General features: G+C 47.8%; 19 protein-coding genes. 8 read left to right on the forward strand and 11 right to left on the reverse strand.

Features of this window, described 5'->3' with window-relative positions:
- Nucleotides 1–75: 75 nt before the first annotated feature.
- Nucleotides 76–936: an acyl-CoA thioesterase domain-containing protein gene (locus JQX58_RS09670; RefSeq protein WP_204146620.1), complete on the forward strand. Its 861-nt coding sequence runs from the start codon at nucleotides 76–78 to the stop codon at nucleotides 934–936.
- On the opposite strand, the gene queG is transcribed toward JQX58_RS09670, so the two are convergent.
- Together queG and JQX58_RS09680 are read right to left on the reverse strand one after the other, a co-directional pair.
- Entirely contained in the window at nucleotides 926–2,005 is a 1,080-nt protein-coding gene (gene queG, locus JQX58_RS09675; protein WP_204146621.1) for a tRNA epoxyqueuosine(34) reductase QueG, read from the reverse strand. The genes JQX58_RS09670 and queG overlap by 11 nt on opposite strands.
- Before the next feature lie 55 nt (nucleotides 2,006–2,060).
- On the reverse strand, nucleotides 2,061–2,321 hold the full coding sequence (locus JQX58_RS09680; RefSeq protein WP_204146622.1) for a hypothetical protein: 261 nt from the start codon (nucleotides 2,319–2,321) through the stop codon (nucleotides 2,061–2,063).
- A 422-nt stretch (nucleotides 2,322–2,743) separates the two neighbouring features.
- On the opposite strand from JQX58_RS09680, the gene JQX58_RS09685 reads away from it, so the two are divergent.
- The 3 genes from JQX58_RS09685 to JQX58_RS09695 all read left to right on the forward strand — a co-directional run bounded on the left by JQX58_RS09685 (nucleotide 2,744) and on the right by JQX58_RS09695 (nucleotide 5,716).
- Nucleotides 2,744–4,462, forward strand: a complete 1,719-nt coding sequence (locus JQX58_RS09685; RefSeq protein ID WP_204146684.1) for an acetolactate synthase 3 large subunit — start codon at nucleotides 2,744–2,746, stop codon at nucleotides 4,460–4,462.
- Between the two features lie 2 nt (nucleotides 4,463–4,464).
- A complete protein-coding gene (gene ilvN / locus JQX58_RS09690) occupies nucleotides 4,465–4,956 on the forward strand; it encodes an acetolactate synthase small subunit (RefSeq protein ID WP_204146623.1) in 492 nt (163 codons plus the stop codon).
- A gap of 253 nt (nucleotides 4,957–5,209) precedes the next feature.
- Nucleotides 5,210–5,716, forward strand: a complete 507-nt coding sequence (locus JQX58_RS09695; protein WP_204146624.1) for a FliH/SctL family protein — start codon at nucleotides 5,210–5,212, stop codon at nucleotides 5,714–5,716.
- A gap of 48 nt (nucleotides 5,717–5,764) precedes the next feature.
- Here the strand turns inward: JQX58_RS09695 and ilvY are convergent, their stop codons facing one another.
- Nucleotides 5,765–6,649 (reverse strand): HTH-type transcriptional activator IlvY, encoded by an 885-nt coding sequence (gene ilvY / locus JQX58_RS09700; protein ID WP_204146625.1) that lies wholly within the window; start codon nucleotides 6,647–6,649, stop codon nucleotides 5,765–5,767.
- A 144-nt stretch (nucleotides 6,650–6,793) separates the two neighbouring features.
- Here ilvY and ilvC point away from each other — a divergent pair, with 144 nt between their 5' ends.
- Nucleotides 6,794–7,810 (forward strand): ketol-acid reductoisomerase, encoded by a 1,017-nt coding sequence (ilvC, locus tag JQX58_RS09705; RefSeq protein ID WP_204146626.1) that lies wholly within the window; start codon nucleotides 6,794–6,796, stop codon nucleotides 7,808–7,810.
- Between the two features lie 118 nt (nucleotides 7,811–7,928).
- On the forward strand, nucleotides 7,929–8,561 hold the full coding sequence (locus JQX58_RS09710) for a LysE family translocator (protein WP_204146627.1): 633 nt from the start codon (nucleotides 7,929–7,931) through the stop codon (nucleotides 8,559–8,561).
- 51 nt (nucleotides 8,562–8,612) lie between these two features.
- Here the strand turns inward: JQX58_RS09710 and JQX58_RS09715 are convergent, their stop codons facing one another.
- A complete protein-coding gene (locus tag JQX58_RS09715) occupies nucleotides 8,613–10,235 on the reverse strand; it encodes a methyl-accepting chemotaxis protein (RefSeq protein WP_204146628.1) in 1,623 nt (540 codons plus the stop codon).
- Between the two features lie 145 nt (nucleotides 10,236–10,380).
- Here JQX58_RS09715 and JQX58_RS09720 point away from each other — a divergent pair, with 145 nt between their 5' ends.
- Nucleotides 10,381–11,214 carry an SDR family NAD(P)-dependent oxidoreductase gene (locus JQX58_RS09720; RefSeq protein WP_204146629.1) on the forward strand — a complete coding sequence of 278 codons (834 nt, stop codon included), beginning with the start codon at nucleotides 10,381–10,383 and terminating at the stop codon, nucleotides 11,212–11,214.
- Here JQX58_RS09720 and JQX58_RS09725 read toward each other — a convergent pair.
- The 3 genes from JQX58_RS09725 to JQX58_RS09735 form a co-directional block, all read right to left on the reverse strand.
- Nucleotides 11,211–12,191 carry an alpha/beta hydrolase gene (locus JQX58_RS09725; protein WP_204146630.1) on the reverse strand — a complete coding sequence of 327 codons (981 nt, stop codon included), beginning with the start codon at nucleotides 12,189–12,191 and terminating at the stop codon, nucleotides 11,211–11,213. The genes JQX58_RS09720 and JQX58_RS09725 overlap by 4 nt on opposite strands.
- 9 nt (nucleotides 12,192–12,200) lie before the next feature.
- Nucleotides 12,201–12,488 carry an HlyU family transcriptional regulator gene (locus JQX58_RS09730; protein WP_204146631.1) on the reverse strand — a complete coding sequence of 96 codons (288 nt, stop codon included), beginning with the start codon at nucleotides 12,486–12,488 and terminating at the stop codon, nucleotides 12,201–12,203.
- A 72-nt stretch (nucleotides 12,489–12,560) separates the two neighbouring features.
- Nucleotides 12,561–13,757 (reverse strand): MFS transporter, encoded by a 1,197-nt coding sequence (locus tag JQX58_RS09735; protein WP_204146632.1) that lies wholly within the window; start codon nucleotides 13,755–13,757, stop codon nucleotides 12,561–12,563.
- A 172-nt stretch (nucleotides 13,758–13,929) separates the two neighbouring features.
- On the opposite strand from JQX58_RS09735, the gene JQX58_RS09740 reads away from it, so the two are divergent.
- Nucleotides 13,930–15,285 carry an MBL fold metallo-hydrolase gene (locus JQX58_RS09740; protein WP_204146633.1) on the forward strand — a complete coding sequence of 452 codons (1,356 nt, stop codon included), beginning with the start codon at nucleotides 13,930–13,932 and terminating at the stop codon, nucleotides 15,283–15,285.
- A 67-nt stretch (nucleotides 15,286–15,352) separates the two neighbouring features.
- Here JQX58_RS09740 and argC read toward each other — a convergent pair whose 3' ends face one another.
- From argC to JQX58_RS09760, 4 genes are all read right to left on the reverse strand, one after another.
- Nucleotides 15,353–16,288, reverse strand: coding sequence for an N-acetyl-gamma-glutamyl-phosphate reductase (gene argC / locus JQX58_RS09745; RefSeq protein ID WP_204146634.1), 936 nt, complete (start codon nucleotides 16,286–16,288; stop codon nucleotides 15,353–15,355).
- Nucleotides 16,289–16,422: 134 nt separating this feature from the next.
- Nucleotides 16,423–17,691 (reverse strand): peptide antibiotic transporter SbmA, encoded by a 1,269-nt coding sequence (gene sbmA, locus JQX58_RS09750; RefSeq protein ID WP_204146635.1) that lies wholly within the window; start codon nucleotides 17,689–17,691, stop codon nucleotides 16,423–16,425.
- A gap of 207 nt (nucleotides 17,692–17,898) precedes the next feature.
- On the reverse strand, nucleotides 17,899–19,119 hold the full coding sequence (locus tag JQX58_RS09755; protein WP_204146636.1) for an acetylornithine/succinyldiaminopimelate transaminase: 1,221 nt from the start codon (nucleotides 19,117–19,119) through the stop codon (nucleotides 17,899–17,901).
- A 54-nt stretch (nucleotides 19,120–19,173) separates the two neighbouring features.
- A complete protein-coding gene (locus JQX58_RS09760) occupies nucleotides 19,174–23,994 on the reverse strand; it encodes an NAD-glutamate dehydrogenase (RefSeq protein ID WP_204146637.1) in 4,821 nt (1,606 codons plus the stop codon).
- Nucleotides 23,995–24,466 lie beyond the last annotated feature (472 nt).

A 24,466-nucleotide genomic window follows, 5' to 3' on the forward strand; every position in this document is an offset into this window, starting at 1 on the left:
CTGCTCGCCGTGAGGCACTTGCTAAGAGCCATTCTATTGTACGGATTGAGCCACTATTGGGATAGGGGAAAAGCAGTGCGTAGTGTTATACATAATTTGATCGACTTACTCACTTTGAATCGGGTTTCTGACACTAAATTTGTCGGTAAGAGTCAAGATTTGGGCTTTCCTAAGGTATTCGGTGGCCAAGTGATCGGTCAGGCGTTAAGTGCTGTGGCACAAACGGTTCCCGAAGGTCGTGCTCCACATTCGTTACACAGCTATTTTATTCGCCCAGGCGATGCGCAGCAAACCATTGAATACGACGTCGAGGTGATCCGTGATGGCGGCAGTTTTAGTGTGCGTCGTGTGATTGCCTCGCAAGCACAGCAACCTATTTTGATCATGACGGCTTCGTTTCAAAAGTTTGAGCAAGGCGCCGAGCACCAAATTGCCATGCCCAATGTACCTGGCCCAGAAAACTTCACCTCTGAGCTTAGCTTATTTCAAAAGCATGCTGATGAAATCCCTGAAAAGATTCGTCACCTACTGACCGCGGAGCGGCCAATCGAGTATCGCATCGTCGAAAATCAAAATCCTTTTCGACCGCGCCCAGGGTTAGCGCAACGCCACATGTGGATTCGTGCTGTAGCGCCATTGCCAGACTGCGAGCTGGTGCATCAATGTATGCTTGCCTACACCTCAGACTATGGGTTCTTGGAAACCGCGTTACAACCCCATGGTATTTCCATCGGTCATCCGAACTTAAATGTTGCGAGCTTAGATCATGCTATCTGGTTTCATCGACCCTTTCGGCTCGATGAGTGGCTACTGTATGTGGCGGATAGTCCATCGGCGAGTGGGGCGCGTGGTTTAGTGCGTGGGTCTATCTTTGATCGAGATGGGAACTTAGTGGCCTCTACGGCGCAAGAAGGGTTAATGCGTCTTAATACTTAGCGGCGTGCTGCGCTAGGGCCCACTCAACATGAACGCGTAACTTGTCTGATGCGTTGGGCAACGCTTGGGTCAGACTTTGGATAATGGACTCGCTGGTGGGGGCATTACCGAGCGCGATGGCGATATTACGACGCCAATTCTCATAACCGGTTCGGCGAATCGGTGAGCCCGCGGTGTTATTCATGAAGGTGTCTTCATCCCACTCAAACAGCTCGACAAGATCGGCATGATCTAGATTATGACGCGGTTGGAAGTCAGACTCTTGCGTGTATTTAGCAAACTTGGTCCAAGGACATACAAGCTGACAGTCGTCACAGCCAAAAATACGATTGCCCATTTTGCTGCGTAATTCTTCCGGGATGATGCCATCGTATTCAATAGTTAGATAAGAAATACATTTGCTTGCATCCAATACCCAAGGCGCGACAAAGGCGTCAGTCGGACATTTATCTAAACAGGCAGAGCAGCTGCCACAATGGCGCGACGTTTGCGGTTTGTCGACCGGCAAAGGTAAGTTGGTGAATACCTCGCCGAGTAGAAACAGACTGCCAGCCTTGGGGGTAAGTAGTAGGGTGTTTTTACCAATCCAGCCCATGCCCGCTTGTTCGGCGATTTGGCGCTCCAGTACCGGCGCGCTGTCAACAAACGCACGGTAACCATGATCTCCGACCGCTTGTTCGATCCTTTGGGCAAGCTGAGTTAAGCGTTTACGGATGGTTTTATGATAGTCCCGCCCCAGTGCATAGCGTGCAATGTATGCTTTCTCTGGCGTTTTCAAACGCTTCACTGTCTCCACTGACTCAGGTAAATAGGACATGCTCAGGCTAAGAATGCGGCGCGTCCCTGTGTGGAGGATGGCGGGCTGAAAACGCAAGTCTTCATGGTTGGCCAAATAATCCATGGTCCCATGGTAACCTTCGGCTAGCCATTGGTTGAATTGATCGCGGTATTGTTCAAGCTCTGGATCAACAATGCGACAGTCAGAAAAACCAAGCTCTTTGGCCCACTGTTTGATGTCGTTAGCGAGTTGTTGCAGGGCGTCGGGGGAGTTTAGCTGGTCAGGTAACACAACAAAGATGCTTTAAAAGTGGCCACAGGAAGACATGCTCCTGTGGCAGTATGGATCAGTAAAGATTACTGTCGCCTTTAACCGTGTCTATTAGCAGATTAATAAACAAGCGATCGGCATCGGTATGCTCTTCTTGGATTTTTAGGGTCGTTTGGCTGGAAACCGCTTCGGCGATTACTTGATAAGCATTCGGCTCGTTAATGTGTTCTTTGGCAATGCGTACCAACTCACCCGCCAACTCTGGGTCAATCAGCATTTTGCGAAAACAGCGCAAAAATTCATCAATAATTCGTTGTTGATTCAATTCTGAAGCCATAGCGGAAACTCCTTAGTTCATAATTGGGGTATGACACCATGAAAGGCACTCTAGAGCAAGAAGAATGCGATAACGGCGGGGTTTTGGTTGACTCTTTTAGGTTCGCTTGAGACAATGATTTTCTGATTGGCAATACCCCGCCGATCGTCTCTTCTAAATGGTGGCCAACAGCCCCTTTCTATACGATTGATTATAGTCGTTACACAAAGTGTTGTGAGTAGAATGTTTACTTCAGCGCTTCTCCTCGCGAAAAGACGCGGGCAGTGTCAAAACTGCGATTTCTTGCGTTTGAGTGTTCCTTTATTCTAGGCATCTCATTTGTTTAGCAAACTTCGTTTTATCAACTTTAATCTGAGCTTGGTATGCGGTTACAATAGCTGCACCAAAATAGCAGATAGATGAACACTATAGAGGTTAACAAGGTGGAGTTATTATCCGGTGGTGAAATGATCGCCCGCTTCCTTAAAGATGAGGGAGTTGAATACATTTATGGTTACCCAGGTGGTGCAGCACTGCACATTTACGATGCATTGCATCGCCAATCTGACGTCAAACACGTCCTTGTCCGCCACGAGCAAGCAGCAACACACATGGCTGATGGCTACGCGCGTGCGACAGGTAAACCTGGAGCAGTCCTCGTCACCTCTGGACCAGGTGCCACCAATACCGTGACCGGTATTGCGACAGCATTTATGGATTCCATCCCTATGGTGGTTATCTGTGGTCAGGTTATGAGCTACTTGATTGGTGAAGATGCCTTCCAAGAGACGGACATGGTAGGGGTATCTCGTCCGATCGTGAAACACAGCTTCTCTGTCAAACACCCTTCAGAAATCCCAATGATTCTGAAAAAGGCGTTTTACATTGCCAGCAGCGGTCGTCCAGGCCCGGTTGTCGTTGATATCCCGAAAGATATGACGATGCCGAATGAAAAATACGAATACAGCTACCCAGAGTCGGTATCGCTGCGTTCCTACACGCCACCTGCCAAAGGTCACAGCGGCCAAATTAAGAAAGCCGTTGATCTATTGTTGGCCGCTAAGCGACCAATGATCTATGCCGGTGGTGGTGTGATTATGGGCGGTGGTTCTGAGCTACTGACCAAATTGGCACAACAATTAGAATACCCAGTGACCAATACTTTGATGGGCTTGGGTTGTTACCCAGCGACGGATAAACAATTCACGGGTATGTTGGGCATGCACGGTTCTTACGAAGCGAACCAAGCGATGCACCACAGTGATTTGATTCTTGCCGTAGGTGCGCGTTTTGACGACCGTGTCACCAATGATCCAGACAAGTTCTGCCCAAGCGCTAAGATCATCCACATTGATATCGATCCTGCTTCTATCTCGAAAACCATCCGCGCCGATGTGCCGATCGTAGGTCCAGTGACGCAAGTACTGGAAGAAATGCTGTCTTTGATTGATGATGCGCCTGCACGTGAAAATCAGGAACACATCAAAGAGTGGTGGAAGCAAATTGACGCTTGGCGTCAGGTCCATGGCGGTCGTTACGATACGTCAAGCGACAAGATCAAACCGCAAGCGGCAGTAGAGGCTTGCTGGCGTGCGACCAATGGCGATGCGTTTGTCGCATCAGACGTAGGTCAGCACCAAATGTTTACTGCGCAGTACTACAAGTTCGATAAACCATATCGTTGGATCAACTCTGGTGGTCTAGGCACGATGGGCTTCGGTCTACCGGCGGCGATGGGCGTTAAGATGAACTTCCCTGATGAGACAGTTGTGTGTGTGACGGGTGAAGGTAGTATCCAGATGAACATTCAGGAGCTATCAACGTGTCTACAGTACGGTTTGCCAGTGAAGATTCTATGTTTGAACAACGGTTATCTAGGCATGGTACGCCAGTGGCAAGACATGAACTACGAAGGTCGTCACTCAAACTCTTACTTGGATTCACTGCCTGAGTTTAAGACTTTGATGGACGCTTACCGTCATCAATACGTTGAGATTCGCACTAAAGACGAGCTTGACGCGAAGATGGAAGAAGCCTTTGCCATGAAAGATCAGTTGGTATTTATTAACTGTTATGTTGACCCAGAAGAACACGTATACCCAATGCAAGTACCACGCGGCTCAATGCGTGATATGTTCTTGAGCAAAACGGAGCGAACTTAATTATGCGACACATTATCTCAGTACTAATGGAGAATGAGCCGGGTGCATTGTCGCGTGTTGTTGGTTTGTTTTCGCAGCGTAACTTCAACATTGAAACGTTAAACGTGGCGCCGACTGATGATCCGACGTTGTCACGCTTGACGCTGACAACGTTTGGTTCAGATCAAGTAGTTGAGCAAATCACGAAGCAACTTAACAAGTTGATTGATGTGGTGAAGCTGGTGGATCTGACCGAAGGTCAACACATTGAGCGTGAACTGATGTTGGTTAAGGTACGTGCCTCAGGCGCTCAGCGTGCTGAAGTCAAACGTACCGTGGATATTTTCCGTGGCAACATCATTGATATGACGCCTTCTATCTACACAGTACAGATTATTGGTGAGTCCGATAAGCTTGATGGCTTCTTGCAAGCGTTAGGCGGCATGCACATTCTTGAAGTCGTTCGTACCGGTGTGTCTGGTATCGCTCGCGGTGAGAAGACGCTGTCTCTATAATGTGTGCTTAGTCAGTCACGATCAAAACGCGCTTCGGCGCGTTTTTTTGTGCGTGCCATTTTTGCCAAGGGTTATTTCATTGTCTGAACGCTGCTTACAAGTTGCTGACAAATTTTGTTGAAATGTGTCGATACAGCAGGCTTTAGTGCTTTATAGGATCAAAAGCGTAACCGAGTTATCACCGCTTTATTTTTTTCGAGGAGCTGCCAATATGTAAATCATACATTCATCGAAGGAAAAAAAGGACGGACTTATGAAAACTCTAACAGCTCTAACAAACACAGTTTCATTCGCGAAGAAAGGTACTTTGGCTGCAGCGATTGCAGCGGCTTCAATGACTGGGTCAATGGCCTACGCTGACTACGATGGCGATGGTTGCATGATGATCGATCAGCAAGAAGTAGCGCTAGAGCAAGCGAAAGCGGACAATGATTGGTCAGCAATTTTTGATGCTCAAATGGAGCTTTCAACTGCCAAAGCCGAGTGCTGGATCACTAAAAACATGACCGAAGAGAATACTGAGGAAGAGTGGGCTGAAATCAAAGCCGATTTCCAAGCGGGCATGGAAGACATCAAAGCTGAATACGATGAACAAGTAGCGGACGCGAAGCAAGAATTCGAAGAAGCTAAAGAAGCTGCGAATACCGATGAAAAACTAGAAGCGGCTGAAGAGAAGTACCACGAGACTATGGAAGACCTACAAGAGTCTTACAACGAGTCGATTGAGTCTCTTAAAGACAGCCTAAAAATTGAAGACTAATACAGTCTTATAAGAGAAGCGGCCTTAGGGCCGCTTTTTTTAGGTCTGCTAAACGCTGATCTGATCCCAAAAGGCTTTTACGATCGGGTTGCTTAAGCTTTTCTTTAAGGTAAATAGCCCCACATCAAAAGGCTCCAGCTCCGGATGTACGTCAATCACCTTGACGCTATCAGCCAGCGGGCTGTTGTCCAGCACCAGTTGCGGTACGACACCGACACCAAACCCCAGAGACACCATACTGACAATGGCTTCGTTGCCGGATACTTGTGCGTAAATAGAAGGTTTAAGGCCTTTATGGCGAAACCACTGATCAATGCGAGTGCGGCCAATACCTTCCTCAGATACGATCATTGGCACTTGTTGCCAATCAATCATATCCAATTGATTGACGCCTAGCTTATGAAGCACGGCGTCATCATTCGGTGCGATAAACACTAAAGGGGAAATGGCGATGCGTTTAAACTCCATAACCGAAGGAATCGAATTAGGGCGTGCGGCGATGCTGATGTCCTCGTGTTTATTTTGTACACGGCCGATAGCTGGTACTGGATCCCCCGTATGGATTTTGATCTCGATCTGTGGGTAGCGCACACGAAACTTACTCAAAATAGAGTAGAGAAAGCTATAGCTGGCGGTCACGGAGCAATACAGGCTGAGTTCACCTTTGAGTTGTTCGGCGCTGGTGCCAAGTGATTGCTTAAAAACATCCCAAGCGGCCAGAGTTTCACGCGCGTAGCGCTGAAATTTAACGCCATCTTGAGTCAGTGCTACGGAGCGGTTATCGCGAATAAACAGGGTTTGGCCAAGCTCTTCTTCGATCTGTTTAATATGGCGGCTCAGTGTCGACGCACTCATATGCAAGGCATCACTGGTGCGACTGAAGTGCAGGCTTTCACTTAAATGTAAGAAAACTCTGAGACTCTTAGTGTCCATAACTTAACCAATCTTTTTTATGTTTCATTTTTTGGGATACTGTTTTGCAAATATATCATTTTACGCAATGAGATGTTTGTTTTATTGTCTCTCTCAAGCTGAACATACAGCACCAAAAAAACAGTTTTCTAATGGAGAATTACCATGCAAGTTTACTACGATAAAGATTGTGATCTTTCGATCATCCAAGGCAAAAAAGTTTCTATCATCGGTTACGGTTCACAAGGTCACGCACACGCTTGTAACCTTAAAGACTCTGGTGTAGATGTAACTGTAGGCCTACGTGCTGGTTCTTCTTCACGCGCTAAAGCGGAAGCTCACGGTCTTAAAGTAGCTGACGTTGCTGACGCAGTTGCTTCTGCTGATGTAGTTATGATCCTGACTCCAGACGAGTTCCAAGGTCAACTATACAAAGAAGAAATCGAACCAAACATCCAGCAAGGCGCAACACTAGCATTTGCTCACGGTTTCTCTATCCACTACAACCAAGTTGAGCCACGCGCTGACCTTGACGTAATCATGATCGCGCCAAAAGCGCCTGGTCACACTGTACGTTCTGAGTTCGTAAAAGGCGGCGGTATTCCTGACCTTATCGCGATCTTCCGTGATGCGTCTGGTAACGCGAAAAACGTTGCGCTTTCTTACGCAATGGGTGTTGGCGGTGGCCGTTCTGGTATCATCGAAACAACTTTCCGTGAAGAAACTGAAACTGACCTATTCGGTGAGCAAGCAGTTCTTTGTGGTGGTGCAGTTGAGCTTGTTAAAATGGGCTTCGAAACTCTTACTGAAGCGGGCTACGCTCCAGAAATGGCGTACTTCGAGTGTCTACACGAGCTTAAGCTGATCGTTGACCTAATGTACGAAGGCGGCATCGCGAACATGAACTACTCTATCTCTAACAACGCTGAGTACGGTGAATACGTAACTGGCCCAGAGGTAATCAACGAGCAGTCTCGTGAAGCTATGCGTAACGCTCTTAAGCGCATCCAAGACGGTGAATACGCTAAGATGTTCATCTCTGAAGGCGCAACTAACTACCCATCAATGACTGCACGTCGTCGTAACAACGCAGCTCACCCAATCGAACAAACTGGTGAGAAACTACGTTCTATGATGCCATGGATCGCAGCGAACAAGATCGTAGACAAAACTAAAAACTAATCAGTCGCGCTGAGCGATCAGCGCTGCGAAGTTTTAGTTCGAACGATCAGGTTTGAATAGAAAAGCCGTACAAGCTAAGCTTGTACGGCTTTTTTTATGACTTTTTCAAGGATGCACCATGTCTTTACAGCTATGGTTAACCGTGGCTCCGATCCTATTACTGCTTTCGTTTGGCCCCGGGCCTAATAATTTTACTGCGATGTACAACGGCATCCGTGCTGGGACTTGGGCGGCGGTCATTGCTGTGGTTGGGCGTAATCTTGCCTTTGCCATCTTGATGTTGGTGTCGGCGTTAGGCTTAGGCGCCATAGTGGTGTCCTCAGCGTTTTGGTTCAATGTGGTGAAATGGCTAGGGGTGGTGTACTTACTGTATGTAGGCGTACGTACTTGGCTGGCGGCCAAGCAAAACCTGAGCTCGATGGAAAACGACGGCGTCGAAGTGAAAAGTTCGCACCTCGCTCGCATGCGCCAAGAGTTTTTGATCGCCATCAGCAACCCTAAAGCCATCTTGATTTTTACCGCGATTTTCCCGCAATTGCTCGATATACAGGCACCGATGGCGATTCAGTTCACCATTATTGGTGCCACTTTCTTGGCGACAGAATTTATTGCGGCATTTTGTTACGCGCTAGGTGGGCGTCAATTACGGCGCTTAATCCGCAGTCCGAAGGGGCTTGCCAACCTTAATCGTGGCATGGGGGGGATTTTTGTGGCGGCCAGTGTCTTCTTGGCCAGTGCGACACGTTCCTAAAATGACATGTCATTGGAGAAGGGGCTCGGTGTAACACCGAGCCCCTTTTGTTTAGTTAAAGCGAAACTGATTGATTTGCTTGCGTAGTGCATCTGCCATATTCGCTACCATTTCAGAACCTTGCGCTACTTGCTGTGATTCTTGTAGCACACGCTCCGATACTTCACGAATGCCCATCAGATTGCTGTTAATTTCTTCGGCTACCTGACCTTGTTGTTCTGCCGCTGAGGCGATTTGCATACTGCGGTTGGAGACATCGTCGACCTGAACTAAGGTATGGCTCAGATTATCTGCGGCGGCTTTCATGCGTTCGGCGCCTTGCTCTGCTTGCACGGTACTTGTGGCCATTGAGTCAGATGCATTGCTAGATTGTTGCTGTAGTTTCTCGATAATAGCTCGAATCTCCACAGTAGAGCTTTGTGTGCGGCTGGCTAATGAGCGCACTTCGTCGGCGACCACAGCAAAGCCTCGTCCCATTTCGCCAGCGCGTGCTGCTTCGATGGCGGCGTTTAGGGCAAGTAAGTTCGTTTGCTCAGAAATATCGCCGATGACACCTAATACTGAGTCAATTTCTTTGGTTTGAGACAGCAGCTCAATGATGACTTTATTGGCCTGCTCCACATGATGGGTCAGCACTTGGATATTTTGATTGGTATCATCAAGGTCCTTGCTTGAGCTGCGTGTAGTTTGTTGCACAAGTTGTGTCGCATCAGCGGTATCTTTGGCGTTGCCGGCCACATCGCGAATGGAGTAGGACATCTCATTCATTGCTGAGGCTACTTTCTCAACCTCTTGGAATTGTGCATCCATACCGCTTTGAGTCTGCGTGGTATTAGCACGCATCTGCAAGGAAACGGTTTGCAGCTCATCAATTGCATGGGCAACTTGACCCAATGTGGTGCTCAGTGAGCGTGACATCTGGTTGGCAGAGTCCGCAAGGATACCTAATTCGTCTTTACGATCCATGTCTATGTGCGCTGTTAAGTCGCCACTAGAGACGGTTTGCAGGTGATTCGTCACGGCTTTGAGTGGGCGTACGATGCCGCGTACAATCAGACAACTTAATGATAAGGCGACTAATACGATTAGCGTTTCGATAATGATAGAGCGGGTTACTTCACTCCAAAAGGCATCTTTCACATCGGTATAGAATACACCTGAGCCAACAATCCAGCCCCAGTCAGGCAAGCCTTTAACATAAGATACTTTGTCTTCAGGACGGTCTACTTGTGGGCCTTGATACTGATACTCAACAAATCCAGCACCGTTTTGTTTGACGGTACTGACCATGGCTTGCCAGTGGTGTTTGCCTGCAGCATCAGTGCTATTGCTGACATTTTTGCCGTTTAACTGTGGCTTAAGCGGGTGCATTAGCAATGTGTGTTGGTAGTCGTTGATCCAGAAGTAGCCACCATCGCCGTAGCGTAATGCCGACAATGCTTGTAAAGCTTGTGCTTTGGCTTCGTTTTCGCCAAGCTCATTCGCGCGGTTATGGTAGTAATCGATTAAAGAGTAAGCGTTTTCAACTTGCTCCTGCACTTGCATTTTGCGTGCGTCCAGCAGCTCGCGGTACAGTGTGATGTAGGCGGTACACTCAAAGGCAACCAGTAGCGCCACGAGTAAGGAGATGAGTCCCCAAAGCTTCCGGCTAACTTTGATATTGGCAAGTTTCATTTCGCTCTCCCTAGAATTTATTATAAGCGCGAATTATGGAGATCCTTGGCAAAAAGACTCTGATATAGATCAAAAAATAGGCATAAGGTGGCAATGAAGTGTCATCTTTATGTAATCAAGTGTAACTCGATAATTAGGAGAGATGATGCAGCGATCCATACTTATTACTGGCTGTAGCAGTGGCATCGGACTTGAAGCGGCTTTAATGCTGCAAGCCAAGCATTATTTAGTCGTCGCGAGCTGTCGTCAGCCAGAGGATGTGAAGCGTTTGCAGCAGGCTGGATTGCATCATGTGATTCAGCTGGACTTAGCCGACAGCGAATCCATTCGCCAAGGGTTTGAGCAGACCTTAGCGATTACCGGTGGAGAGTTATTCGCGTTATTTAATAATGGCGCTTACGGTCAGCCAGGTGCCGTGGAAGATCTAAGCCCTGATGTGTTACGCCAGCAGTTTGAGGTCAATGTATTTGGCACACATGATCTGACCGTGCGTGTGGTGAAACTCATGCTAGCCCAAGGTTATGGTCGCATCGTGCACAACAGCTCGGTGCTGGGCATGGTCGCCGCGCCGTTTCGAGGCGCTTATAATGCCAGCAAGTTTGCCTTAGAAGGTCTGACGGATACATTGCGTATGGAGCTTAGTGATACGCCTGTTAACGTTTCTTTGATTGAGCCAGGGCCAATTACCAGCCGTTTTCGCGCTAATGCTCTCGCGGCTTTGCAGACCAATATTGATATCGCCAACAGTCGTCATCAAAAGGCTTATCAGGCAGCGATCGAGCGTATGTCTAAAGTTGGACCAGCTTCGCGAGGCACATTACCAGCCAGCGCCGTGGTGGATAAACTGGTGCACGCATTAGAATCCTCAAAACCCAAGCCACGCTATTATGTTACTTGGCCTACTTATGCAGCGGCTTTGATGAAGCGAGTATTATCAACCCGTTGGCTTGATAAAGTGATGGGCGCTCAAGGTAGTTAACTGAGTTGTGCTAGCCAATGATCAATACGAGTTAGATAGCGCTGTCTGATCGGCTTTGGGGATAAGTAAAGATCGTGATAGCCACCATCAATACTGGCAAAGGTGGCTTTTTGAAACATCACTTGGGCAGCTTGTGTCATGCTGGCAACATCGAGTACACCATCGCCTTTGCGAGTGGCATCGACATCATCAAGTTTGCGAGTGGTGAGTGTTGAATGGCAGACAAGAGTGGGTGTCTTTATCGGGCGTTGGCGCAACGACTTTTGTGTCAGCATGACTTGCTTTAGCCAATGAAACGACAGTGGAAAGCCTTGGCTAGGCTTCCAATCCAACCGATAACTCCATTCGCCTGCATAGCAACGGTGCAGTGTCTTTGCGTAAACGCTGATTTTTTCGGCGCGTAAGTTATGAAACGGGAGCAAGGACACGGTTAAACGAATGGGTAGGCTGAGATACTTGAGCAGCTTTGGCGAGAAGGGCAGCTCTAAAAATGGGCTATTAAGAATCAAGCCTTTGATAGTCGGATGAGCTGCATTTACTTGCGCAACCTGTTCTGGGTAGCGTTGTAAGTAACTGCTGGCGATCAGCCCACCTGTTGAGTGCGCCAGTAGTACGACCTCATCGATGCCACGTTGGCCAAGCTCTGCTAAGGCAATGCTCAAGTCATCATGATACTGAGCGAGATCTTCACACCAGTTTGGGCGACTATTAGGGCGAATAGAGCGACCATAGCCCTGCAGATCTAGTGCAAAAAATTGCCAGCCTTGCTCGGCAAAGTGTGGGGCTAAGGAGTCTTGGAAGAAGTAATCTGTATAACCATGTAAGTATAAGATCGCTCGTTTATGAAGGCTGGGTTGCACATACTCGACCAAGGTAGTTTCGACAGCACTTACTGGACCATTGAAGCGAAAAGTATGAGCGACAAACGGTACCCCAAGGATGTCTGGTTTACTGTGCTGCAAGCGCCAACTAAGCATCAAAGCGACCTAAAAAATTTGCTCACCGAGCTGATCGATGGTCAGTTTAGCTTTACGAACAGTGAGTTCGACACATTGATCGTAGCTTGGTAACAAGTCAGAGCGGATAAAGGTATGGCTACGCACCTCTTCTGCTGAGCCTTTCGTGATAACGGCGCAAACACGATATTGTCCCTGATCCGCTTGCGGCGTTGGCGTAATTTGATAGCCGTTGTATTCAACCGTCTCGGCTTGGTTTGCCTCAGAGCTGTCACCAGTGGATTGAAATAGTTTGCTCAAGCTTGAAAAAATACCCATGACAATGCGCCTTTTTGTAAATGGACCAGAGCGTCATTGTCATCCATTTCGCTTCATAGTTAAAGTTATCCTCTAGGATTCGTTCAGAGGCTCAGTAGTACCGGCAATGATCACTGCGCGACGGCGACGCGACATCAAGGTAAACATTGCCATCAAAATAGCTGGAATCATCAATAAATTGAGGATTTCCCAGCCAAAGATAGAGTGCCAGTAGCCAGCTAATAAGCTAGCAAACGCAGCGCTACTAAAGACCAATAAGTCATTTAAACCTTGCACACGCGCTCTATCTTCCGGTAGGTAAGAGCGTGTCAGCAGCGTAGTGGCGCCAATAAAGGTAAAATTCCAGCCGATTCCTAGCGCGACCAATGCGATTAAAAAGTGCCAGTAAGTAATGCCTAGTTGGTTCAGCAGCACACAGCTAAGCAGTAAGACACAGCCGAGTTGAATGATAGGATACGTTCCGAAGCGGCTGATTAATTTACCCGTGATAAAAGACGGTAAAAACATCCCCAAAACATGCCACTGAATGACACTTGCGGTACTGCCAAAGTGAAAGCCACTGTGCTGCATAGCGAGTGGTGTGGCGGTCATAACTAATACCATGACGGCATAGCCAATAGCGCCAGCGGTAAACGCACCAATCAGTTGCGGCTTTTTCAATAGAGTTTTATAAGGTGTGGGCGTCCCTAGTAGCGCTTTAGATACGGGGGGCTTAAGAGGCAGTAGAGCAATGATAAATGTATTGATGACATACAGCACCAGCAGCGCTGCAAAAGCGCCTAAATAATGGGTGTCTGGTGCCCAGTGTTCGAACCATACGGCCATATTAGGACCTAAAATTGCAGCGATAACCCCAGCGCCCATGATTAAGCTAATCGCTTGCGGGCCTTTCTCTTTAGGTGCATTTTCAGTCGCCGCAAAGCGGTATTGTTGGCCAATCCCGATGGCCATGCCCAACAAAAAGGTTGAGCTGCAAAATAGCCCAAACAGCTGATGTTTGACGGCAAAATAGGCCAGCAAAGCCCCGACGACACCAATCAGGTTGCCGCACAAAAAGCCTTTTTTACGGCCTAGCCAGCCCATCAATAGAGCTGCGGGAAGTGTGACGCCCATTAACCCTAAAAATTGCAACGCCACAGGCAATGTCGCCCATGAGTAATCAGGCGCCATAGATTGTCCAATCAGCGCGGTGACTGAGACTAATAGAATGTTCCCTGTAATGAGAAGTGCTTGACCTAGGGCTAGGCCCCATACGGTAATATTAAGCATTGGTAATTCCTTTATAGTATCCATTAAGCGTAGATCATTTGATCATTTTTTGCTCAAAACCAATGTAAATGTGCAGCAACTTGAACTTAATTGGTCTGACTATAAGCCCAGCATGAACTAAGTTCAATTTGATTCGCGTAGAATAGGAAAATAAATATAAAAGGAGAGTTATGTGGAGCAGTTGATGCCAATGCAAAACGATCTTTGGTTCCTTCCACTTGGTGGTACGGGCGAGATCGGCATGAATTTGAATTTATATGGCCATGATGGCCAGTGGCTAATGGTCGACTGCGGTGTGTCCTTTAATGAGCCAATCGAAGCAGGATCAGAACGAACTCATGAATTGGTTTGTGCAGATCCTGATTTCATTGCTCAGCAGCGATCGCGTTTAGCGGGGATTGTGATTACCCATGCCCATGAAGATCATATCGGCGCCTTACCTTTCCTGTGGCGGCGCTTTCAAGCGCCGGTGTACACCACACCTTTTACCGCGGAAATTTTACGCCGCAAACTGGCTCAAGTTGGACTATTAGAAGATGTCACTATTCATGAATTACCGATGGGAAGTCGTTTTTCTGTTGGGCCGTTTGAGTTGCAATGGATTACGCTCACCCATTCGATTCCTGAGCCGAGTGGTTTAATGATCGAGACCCCTGCCGGTAATGTGTTTCATACAGGCGATTGGAAGATTGATCATAATCCAGTGATTGGTGACAAATTTAGCCCAGCGGTGTTGTCGACGTTGCGCAGTCGTGATGTGACGGCGATGGTTTGTGATTCGACGAATGCTTTGAAAACGGGTCATTCGGTGTCCGAGGGCGATTGTTATGAAGCGTTGTTGGAGGTGATTTCGCAAGAGCAAGGGCGTGTTGTCGTAGGGTGTTTTAGCAGCAACATCGCTCGTTTAGTTTCTTTGGCGCGGATCGCCCAGGCCACTGGTCGTTACCTATGTTTGTTAGGGCGTTCGCTGCAAAATATGGTGAGCGCGGCCAAAGCCTCTGGTTATTGGCCGGCTGGTTTACCAATGGTGGATAGTGCCCACGTGGGGTATTTGCCCGCACATGAGGTGCTGGCAGTCGCGACGGGCAGTCAAGGCGAGCCACGTGCCATGCTTAACCGTATGGCTCACGGTAACTGCTTTGATTTGACGCTTGAAAAGGGCGATCTTGTGCTGTTTAGTGCCATGATTATTCCTGGTAATGAAGCATCGATCGAGCGTCTAGTCGCGTCTTTTAAGGCTCAAGGCATTCGCACCTTACAAAGCCACGATACCGAGCTGCCGATTCATGTGAGTGGTCACCCGTACCAAGCAGAGTTAGCGAATATGTACGACTGGGTAAGGCCGCAAGTGGCGATCCCGACTCACGGTGAAGCCGCACATATGGCAGCCAATGCTCGTATCGCCAAAGAAGCTCATGTGCCACGCCAATTGACAGGACTTAATGGTGACCTGTTTGTCTTAGGCCAAGAGATTGGGGTACGCAAAAAAGCCGTGACGGCGAAACGTATTGCCCTTGCGCGCAATTAGTCCAGATATCGAGCCAAAAAAAGCCCATTACGTTGCCGTAATGGGCTTTTTTATAACGAAACTTTTATTAAAGCTCGACCGCTAGATCTTCTTGGCAGCCCAGCATTAGGTTAAGGTTTTGCACGGCGGCGCCTGATGCACCTTTGCCTAAATTATCAAGCTTGGCACTTAATACAACCGATTGGCCATCTTCGGAAGCAAATACTGCCAGCTCAACTTGGTTGGTATTTTCCAAACCATGCGGCGTCAAAAATGGTGCATGGCTGTCTTTTACTTCATTAAACGGATGCACCGTCACAAAGCTTTCGGCTGCGTAAGTAGAAGTTAATACTTGGTGTAATGCCTCACCAGTCATGCCGTTTGTCAGGGTTAACGGAATGCTGATCAACATACCTTGAGCAAAGTCACCGACACTTGGAATGAAAATCGGTGTGTGTGTTAGCTGAGACCACTTTTGAATTTCTGGCAAGTGTTTGTGCTTAAAGTTTAAGCCATAGGTCGCGTAGGTTGGCGCGGTTTCATCGCTTTCATAGCGTTCAATCAGTTGCTTGCCACCACCTGTGTAGCCTGAGATCGCGTTCACTGTGTAATGGCCATCAGCCGCTAATAGCCCTTGTTCGACCAGAGGTTTCAACAATAGGATGATACCGGTTGGATAGCAGCCAGGGTTCGATACAAACTGTGCTTGTTGGATTTGTTGACGTTGGCTTTGATCAAGCTCCGCCATACCGTACACCCAGCCTTCTGCCACACGGTGTACAGAGCTCGCATCCAGTACGCGACAGCCTTCTTCCTGCGCCAGCGCAACAGTATCTTTCGCCGCGTCATCAGGCAAACATAATACCGTGACGTCGGCCTCTTTCATCAAACGGCGCTTTTCTTCAACGTCACGTTTTTTTTCTGGATCGATACTGATCACTTCGATCTCTGGGTGATTAACCAAACGTTCGCGAACTTGTAGGCCCGTGGTGCCCGTCTCGCCGTCAATAAATACTTTTTTCATGTTTTGTCTCCAAGCAAGCTGATAGCGAATGTACCAGCAGGCAATCTACGAATGGGCTAATCATAGCACTGGCGCGATGAGGAAAAAACAAAGCGCCAGTGCCTAGGACATAAATCATCTGATCAAATCAGTGTTTACGCTTCTTGAGCGACTTCTTCACGGTCGGCGGTTGCGTCGATGGCCGCTTCAAACGCTTTCAAACGTTTATAAATAGACAGCAGCTCGACAATCGTGGTCCAAGAGTTCACCAAAAATTGGAAAGAGTTTTCAACTTGGTTGAAGGCATTAGAAATACGTTGCATGACACCTAGGGTGAAGGCACCGGCCACAATAGATGGCCCTAATGCGATTAATGGCACCAAGACGCCTGCTTGTAAGTAGCCATAACGTACGACGTTGAAGTACAGGTAATGGAAGTACAGGCGGAAGTAGTTTTTACGTACATTACTAAACAGCTCATTCAGTTGCACTGGTTGGGCACGATCGGCGTAATCTTCCCCGTAGACCAGCTCCTTACGATAAGCCGCCTCAACTTTTTGGTTTTTAAACTCAAGACCTGGCAATTTAATCCCTGCGGTCGCCAGCAAAACAGTACCAATAATTGACCACAGAATGGCGACAAACACGAGGGATTGAGGTACTTCACCAATTAGAGGCAGTTCGGTGACGTAGCTCGATAAGCCCCACAATACGGGCAGGAACGCCAACAGTGTCATAATCGAATCCAAAAAGCGCACACCTAGGCTTTCCATAATGCTGGCAAAGCGCATGGTGTCTTCTTGAATACGCTGCGAGGCACCTTCGATGTGACGAACTTTGGGCCACATGGAGGTATAGTAATTATTCATGGCGGTACGCCAGCGGAACACATAGTGACTGACAAAAAAGTTATTGAAGACTGATACCGTGATCGCGACTAAAGCGATGATGGCAAAGGTCGTGAGCTGGCCGTAGAAGTCGCTTAGGGTGATCGTATTGGGGTTAGTCAGTGCCTTCTGAATTAGGTCGTAGAAGCTGCCGTACCATTCGTTGATCATCACACTGACTTGCACCTGAAACCACGTAATAAAGACAATTAGCGCTGAGCCTAGTACCGACCATTTAGCCCATTTGTGACCGCCAAAAAACATCCATGCGCCGACAAATAGGGCATAGCACACCAACATATATTGGTAGAGCCAGACATCGCTGGCAAAAGAGTAGGCTTCTTGAAAAGCTGCTTGTGCAGCCTGATCAGCCCCTTCAGCCAATGCGCTTGGATAATTAACGCCAAAGAACTGACCAAGGCTTAAGTAAGGACCGAGATCTTGGCCGAAGGTATACCAGCTGATGACGCAAAAAAGTGCCCAAACAGCAAACGTTAAGAAAAACAGCTTAGGTTTTGGGAAAAAGGATAAAAACACAGTTTATCTCTCTCTATGGATGAGTAGATTGTGGTAAATGGTTGATTTACTTGGCATGACGCTAGAGCTTAAACCAGCCGGCAGGGTTCGACAACTGAGCAGTGCAAACGTTCTGTTAATTAAGTGTATTGATAGACACCTTGGGCCATGACCACCATCAAAAAAGCCGCGACGAAGCGCGGCTTTGGATAACAGTAAGGTCATGCCTTAAGCTTTGATGTCAGCTAGGGTTTTGACAACCGCACGCTCAAAGCGCTCGAAACCTTCTTTAATGTCAGCTTCAGGGATCACAAGCGAAGGCGTGAAACGCAACACGTTTGGTCCAGCAACCAATACAAATAAGCCTTCTTCAGCTGCATGAGCTAAGAAGTCCTTCGCGTGACCGGCTAGAGCATCAGTCACTTCAGCACCGATCAAAAGTCCCATGCCGCGGATATCTTTAAAGATATGGTGTTTCTCGTTAATGGCAGTCAACGCTTCCACAAATACTTCATGGCGACGGTTAACACCGCTTAGCACTTCATTGGTGTCGATGATATCGATCACTGCTTCAGCAATGCTACAAGCCATTGGGTTGCCGCCGTAAGTGCTACCATGAGTACCAAACGCAAGACTTTTGGCAACGTTTTCAGTCGCCATCATAGCCGCGACTGGGAAACCATTGCCTAGGGCTTTAGCGGAAGTGAGTACATCAGGTGTCACACCTGTCTGCTCGTAAGCGTACAGCGTACCGGTACGGCCGACACCCGATTGCACTTCATCAAAGACTAATAGGGCGTTGTATTGATCACACAGCTCACGAACTTCTTTCGCAAATTCTTTATTGGCTGGGATCACACCGCCTTCACCTTGAATCGGTTCCATCACCACGGCACATGTTTTATCAGAAATCAGCGATTTAAGCTGTTCGATATTGTTGTATTCACAGTGCTTGATACCGCCTGGCGCTGGCTCAAAACCTTCGCGGTATTTTGGCTGGCCACCGACAGAAACCGTGAAAAGTGTACGACCGTGGAAGGATTGGTAGAACGAAATGATTTCGTTCTTTTCCGGACCATAGTGATCAAACGCGTAACGTCGAGCAAGTTTAAACGCCGCTTCGTTGGCTTCGGCGCCACTGTTGGCGAAGAAGACACGGTCAGCAAAAGTTTTCTCGGTTAGCTTTTTCGCCAAGCGTAGGGCTGGCTCATTTGTCATCACGTTGGATAAATGCCAAAGCTTGCCGGCTTGCTCACGCATAGTGTCAACCAATGTCGGGTGGGAGTGCCCTAATGCAGTCACGGCGATGCCGCCTGCAAAATCGATGTACTCTTTGCCTTCCTGATCCCACACGCGAGAGCCTTCACCACGCACAGGAATAATCGCTGCTGGCGCGTAGCTTGGAACCATTACTTCGTCAAATGTTGCTCTCGTTACTTGTTCAGTCACTTTTTAATACCTCTTAAAATAGAGCGGCCCGTGTTGTGGGCCGCTGTTTTAAGTTTATATCAAATTTCTCAACTCACGAATAGCAACAGTTACCATCGAGAGCGACAATTCTGACTCGGTTTTGATGTCATCAAAGGTCGCATGGTAGTGCTTGATATTATCGTGATTCAGCGATTGCCAGTGCTTCAGACGGCTATCAACATCTTTGATATCGCTACCGGACTGAATCGCTTCTTGAGTAATGGTACGCAGAGCGTTATCCACTTCATCACCAAGACCCGCTTTAGCGCGACGCTCCCACATGCCTTCGGCAGGTAGAGCGCTAACGCTCTGACGTAGCCAGTAAAGCCCTAGATCTCGCTCGAGCACAAAGTAAGTTTGTGCAGTATCGAGTACCTCTTTGTCTGTGGTTGACGATACGCGAATGATATCCAGACCGTAGAACACGTAAGGCAAGGCACATAAGGTTTGCGCGATGCTGTCTGGGATCCCTTTCTTCTGCAGATCTTGGCTGATAGAACTCATGTAGTCTTGGGTTTCTTTGGTCAAGATCGTCGCTAAGTTGTTACGAATGATTTCCACGCCTGGCTTATAAGTATCCGTCAAACGCTGGATTGAAAGCGTTTCACGTGTGTTACGAATCAACCAAAGTGTGGCGCGCTCAAGCAGGCTTTGAATGCCAATTTGCAGCTTATTCAGTACATCGTTTTCAACCTTGAAGTCTAGGTCATTGATCGCTTGCCAAATAGCAGGTACATCAAAGATGGCTTCCGCGGCCATGTAGGCGCGCAAAACATTCAATGCTGAGCAACTGGTCTCTTCTTGAATGTACGTGGTGAAGTAAGACCCCATGCGGTTGCCAACGTTGTTGGTGACGTGCGCAGCGATGATTTCCGCCGCCAGTGGGTGCTCGCTCATGTGTTCAGAGAAGCGTTCTACCAGTGGTTTCGGGAAGTAGTCTTTAATTTGCGCTTGCAGGTCGGCGTCTTTACCGATGCCATCTTCCACTAACTGTTCAGCGAACTTGATCTTCGAGTAAGCCAGCAATACAGAGATCTCAGGGCGAGTCAGCCCTTGGCCTTTGCTCATACGTTTTTTGATTTGCGCATCGCTTGGCAAAAACTCAATTTCGCGGTTCAAGCGACCTTCACGTACCAAAGAAAGCATTAGGCGCCAGTGGTCAGCGATACGATCCGCTGCATGGGAGTTAACCAACGATAATAGATGGCTTTGGCCACGGTTGTGACGTAGTACCAATTCAGCGACTTCGTCAGTCATTTCGGCCAACAACTTGTTGCGCTGTTTCTCTGTCATGTCGCCGTTTTCAACGATACGGTTCAACAAGATCTTGATGTTTACTTCGTGATCCGAGCTGTCCACACCAGCAGAGTTATCAATGGCATCAGTGCTGACCAAGCCACCATTTTGCGCAAACTCGATACGGGCTTTTTGGGTAAAGCCTAGGTTGCCACCTTCACCGATAATCTTGCAGCGCAGCTCATTACCGTTAACACGCAATGAGTTGTTGCCGCTATCGCCGACTTCGGCATGGGTCTCAGTAGAGGCTTTGGCGTAAGTACCGATACCACCGTTCCATAGTAGATCTACAGGGGCTTTAAGGATGTGCGAGATTAAGTCAGTTGGTGCAAGTGACTTAACATTTTCCTCAATGCCTAATGCTTTGCGAATATCTGCATTGATCGGAATCGATTTCGCTGCGCGGCTAAAGATGCCGCCACCTTTAGAGATCAGCTCTTGGTTATAATCTTCCCAAGATGAACGCGGTAGGTTAAACAAACGCTGACGCTCTTCAAATGAGCTAGCTGCATCCGGCGTTGGATCAATGAAGATGTGCATATGGTTAAAGGCTGCAATTAAGCGAATATGCTTAGATAGCAGCATACCGTTACCAAATACGTCACCGGCCATGTCACCGATGCCGACTGCGGTGAAGTCAGTGGACTGGCAATCGATACCAATTTCTTTGAATTGACGCTTAACCGATTCCCATGCACCACGTGCAGTGATGCCCATTTTCTTGTGATCGTAGCCATTCGAACCACCGGAAGCGAACGCATCGCCGAGCCAGAAACCGTATTTCTCAGAAATGCTGTTGGCCAAGTCGGAGAAGGTCGCAGTACCTTTGTCGGCTGCTACCACTAGGTATGGGTCGTCTTCATCGTAACGCTTAACTGACAATGGTGGCACGACTTCGCTTTGCACCAAGTTGTCGGTAATATCCAGTAGACCAGAGATAAAGGTGGTGTAACAACGTACCACTTCGGCTTGGACTTCTTCGCGTGAGATGTTTTTCTTCAGCTGCTTGGCGACAAAACCACCTTTGGCACCAGAGGGTACGATTACAGCGTTTTTCACCATTTGCGCTTTAACAAGGCCCAGTACTTCAGTACGGAAATCTTCCATACGGTCAGACCAGCGCAAACCACCACGCGCGACTTTACCACCACGCATGTGCACGCCTTCTACCCATGGCGCGTAGACGAAAATCTCGAACTTCGGACGTGGTAATGGCACCGCAGGGATTAGGCTTGGATCCAGTTTGAATGAGACGTAGTCTTTAACGTCACCTTCTTCTGATGGTTGGTAGAAGTTGGTGCGCAACATTGCTTGGATAACCGACAAGTAATGTTTCAGAATGCGGTCTTCATCTAGGTTAGCGACTTCATCAAACGCCGTTTCAAGATCTTTAAGTAGTTGTGTGACTTGCTCATCACGAGAAGCATCGTCTAACGATGGGTCAAAACGCTGCTCAAACAGTTGTACTAATAAACGTGCAATAGGCGCATTTTTCTCAAGGGTTTGCTGCATGTATTGCAATGAGAACGGCACTTGCAGTTGCACCAAGTACTTAGTCACAGCACGTAGCATGGTGACTTGACGCCATGTTAGGGATGCATCCAGTACCAATGAGTTAAAACGGTCATTTTCTACTCGGCGCTTGAAGACTTGGTTGAAGGCGTTTTGGAAGTCTTCGCGATAGGCTTTTTTATCAAGGCTGACACCAGGGTTAACGCTAATAGCGAACTCGACAATCCAAGTATTAGCTTGGCCATCACCATTTTGGTCTAACTCGTAAGGGCGAGCTTCCAGTACGCGTAAGCCCATGCACTCCAAGATCGGTAATACATCAGACAGTACTAGTGTGGTGCCTGCACCGTATACTTTAAAGAAGTAATGGTTTTGTGTTTGACCGACTTGGCGATACACGTGAGTAGTAATATCACCTTCGTTGGTTAGGCTGTTTAGGCGCTCAAGATCCAATACGGCAGTGTTTGGCGAGAAATCTTCATGGTAGGCTGCCGGTAAGTATGGCGCGTATTCGTTGTAGAGTTGGTTGCCGTTTTCTTCACCTTGGCTAGTGTGCAGCGCCGCCAGCAATTTATCGTCCCAAGACAGCATGGCATCCTGCATTTTGCGCTGGATGTCATCAATGTCGACATTAGGGCTGTTCTGTGGATCAGCAATTTGGATGGTGAAGTTAACACGTGCTAACACTTGTTGTGAGAACTGTACGTTGAATTCTGAGCTGGTGCCGTTGCAGGCGTCCATCAGAATTTCTTGCATCTGAATACGCAGCTCTGTGTTGTAACGATCACGTGGGACGTACACCAAAACATTTAAGAAGCGGCCATAGATGTCCTTGCGTAAGAACACGCGCAACTGACGACGCTCTTGAATGGCCAAGATACCTTCGATGGTGTCGTACAGCTCATCCACAGGTGCTTGCAGCATTTCATCACGTGGGTAGCTGTTTAGAATATGTTTAAGGTTTTTACCCTTGTGGCTATTCGGGTCTACCGCGGCACGCTCAAGGATGGTATCCAGCTTCTTACGCAGCAGTGGGATATCTTGCAGGCGAGCCACGTAAGCAGCAGAAGAATACAAACCAAAGAAGCGCCATTCGCCAATCACGTTGCCTTTTTTATCAAAGCGCTTAACACCTAGGTAGTCTAAGTGAACAGGGCGATGAACGGTGGAAATAGCCGTCGATTTAGTCAGTACTAGGGCGTTGTTGTGATCGTAAGCCAGTGACGATAGACGCTCATTGAGCACCACATCGTATTTCTCTTTTTTGGTCTTACGGAATGTGCCTAAGGCTGAATCTTCGACGAATTTAAGGTGTGTTTCGTCTTTTTCTTGAACAAGGTCATAGGCGCGGAAGCCGACAAAGGTGAAATGATCGTTTTCAACCCAGCGTAAGAAAGCTAAGTTTTCTTGGTGTGCTTCATTATCTTTTAGGTGCGCGATTTTTTCGCAGTCTTTGATGGCTTGGCTCAGTTTGGCTTTCATTTCTGGCCAGTCATCAACGGTTTGACGAACATCGACAATCGTGTCGAGCAAGCTATCACGGATCACGTCCATCTGCGCAAGATCTGAAATGCGGTCGATTTTGAAACGGATCACTGCTTCAGAGTGCTCGTTGTCATCGCCCGAGGCGATAGAAGTTAGCTGGCCTTGATTATCACGGCCCACTTTAATAATCGGGTGGGCGGTAAAGTGAATAGTGTGGCCTAGACGTACCAGCGCCATATTGAAAGATGATACTAGGAATGACATGTCGTCAGCGACGACTTCCACCACTGTGTGGGTTGACTGCCAGCTGTGCTCTTCAAAATTAGGGTTGTAGACGCGAACTTTTGGGGTGTTGCTGTCACGTTGTTGCAGAAAATCCCATAGGCAAATGACGGTGCCGTATAGGTTATCGATTGATTCGTGTTGCATGTCTTCTAGCAACAAATCTTGGAAATACATACCGGCGAACTTAGTCAGTTCTGCCGCAGTTTGCGGGTTAAAGTTATCGTTAATCTCTGCTTCGATGCGACTAATTAGTTCGCTTTTTTTTGTGTTCGTCATGTTTACTCATCCTCGTGAGTTGAGTGGTGTCTTGTTGATCTAATTATTGTTGTCTAGTGTGCCCAATATGCTCTTGCTCAGGGTGTGAGAGGAGCGCTATCGGTGTAATGGTTTCATTTCATTGTTGCGACACTCTGTTCCTATGATGTTTTGTTGCGAGGGTGGGGCACGTCGGCGTTAATGCTTCTGTGAGTCATTGACCTAACAACATAAACTTCCTGAAAACATGTTTATTGTAGAATAAAAATTTGTTTAGTCACCAGCCTGACTTCATAAAATGCGTAAGCAGATGACAAACTTGGTGTTTTATTTTAGTAGAACTATTTTGCTGATGTTGGCACGTCTAAAAAGCCCATATGACAAGGCTTTAACTCTAAGAGTAGAAGGTTCATTTGAGTTCGACAATAGTGCCAAGAGTAGGGAAAGGTAGTGTTTTGTCAACGTGAGCAAATAAAAAGCCCAAACAAGGTTT

The organism is Marinomonas ostreistagni, from assembly GCF_016888445.1.
Taxonomy (GTDB): Bacteria; Pseudomonadota; Gammaproteobacteria; order Pseudomonadales; family Marinomonadaceae; genus Marinomonas; species Marinomonas ostreistagni.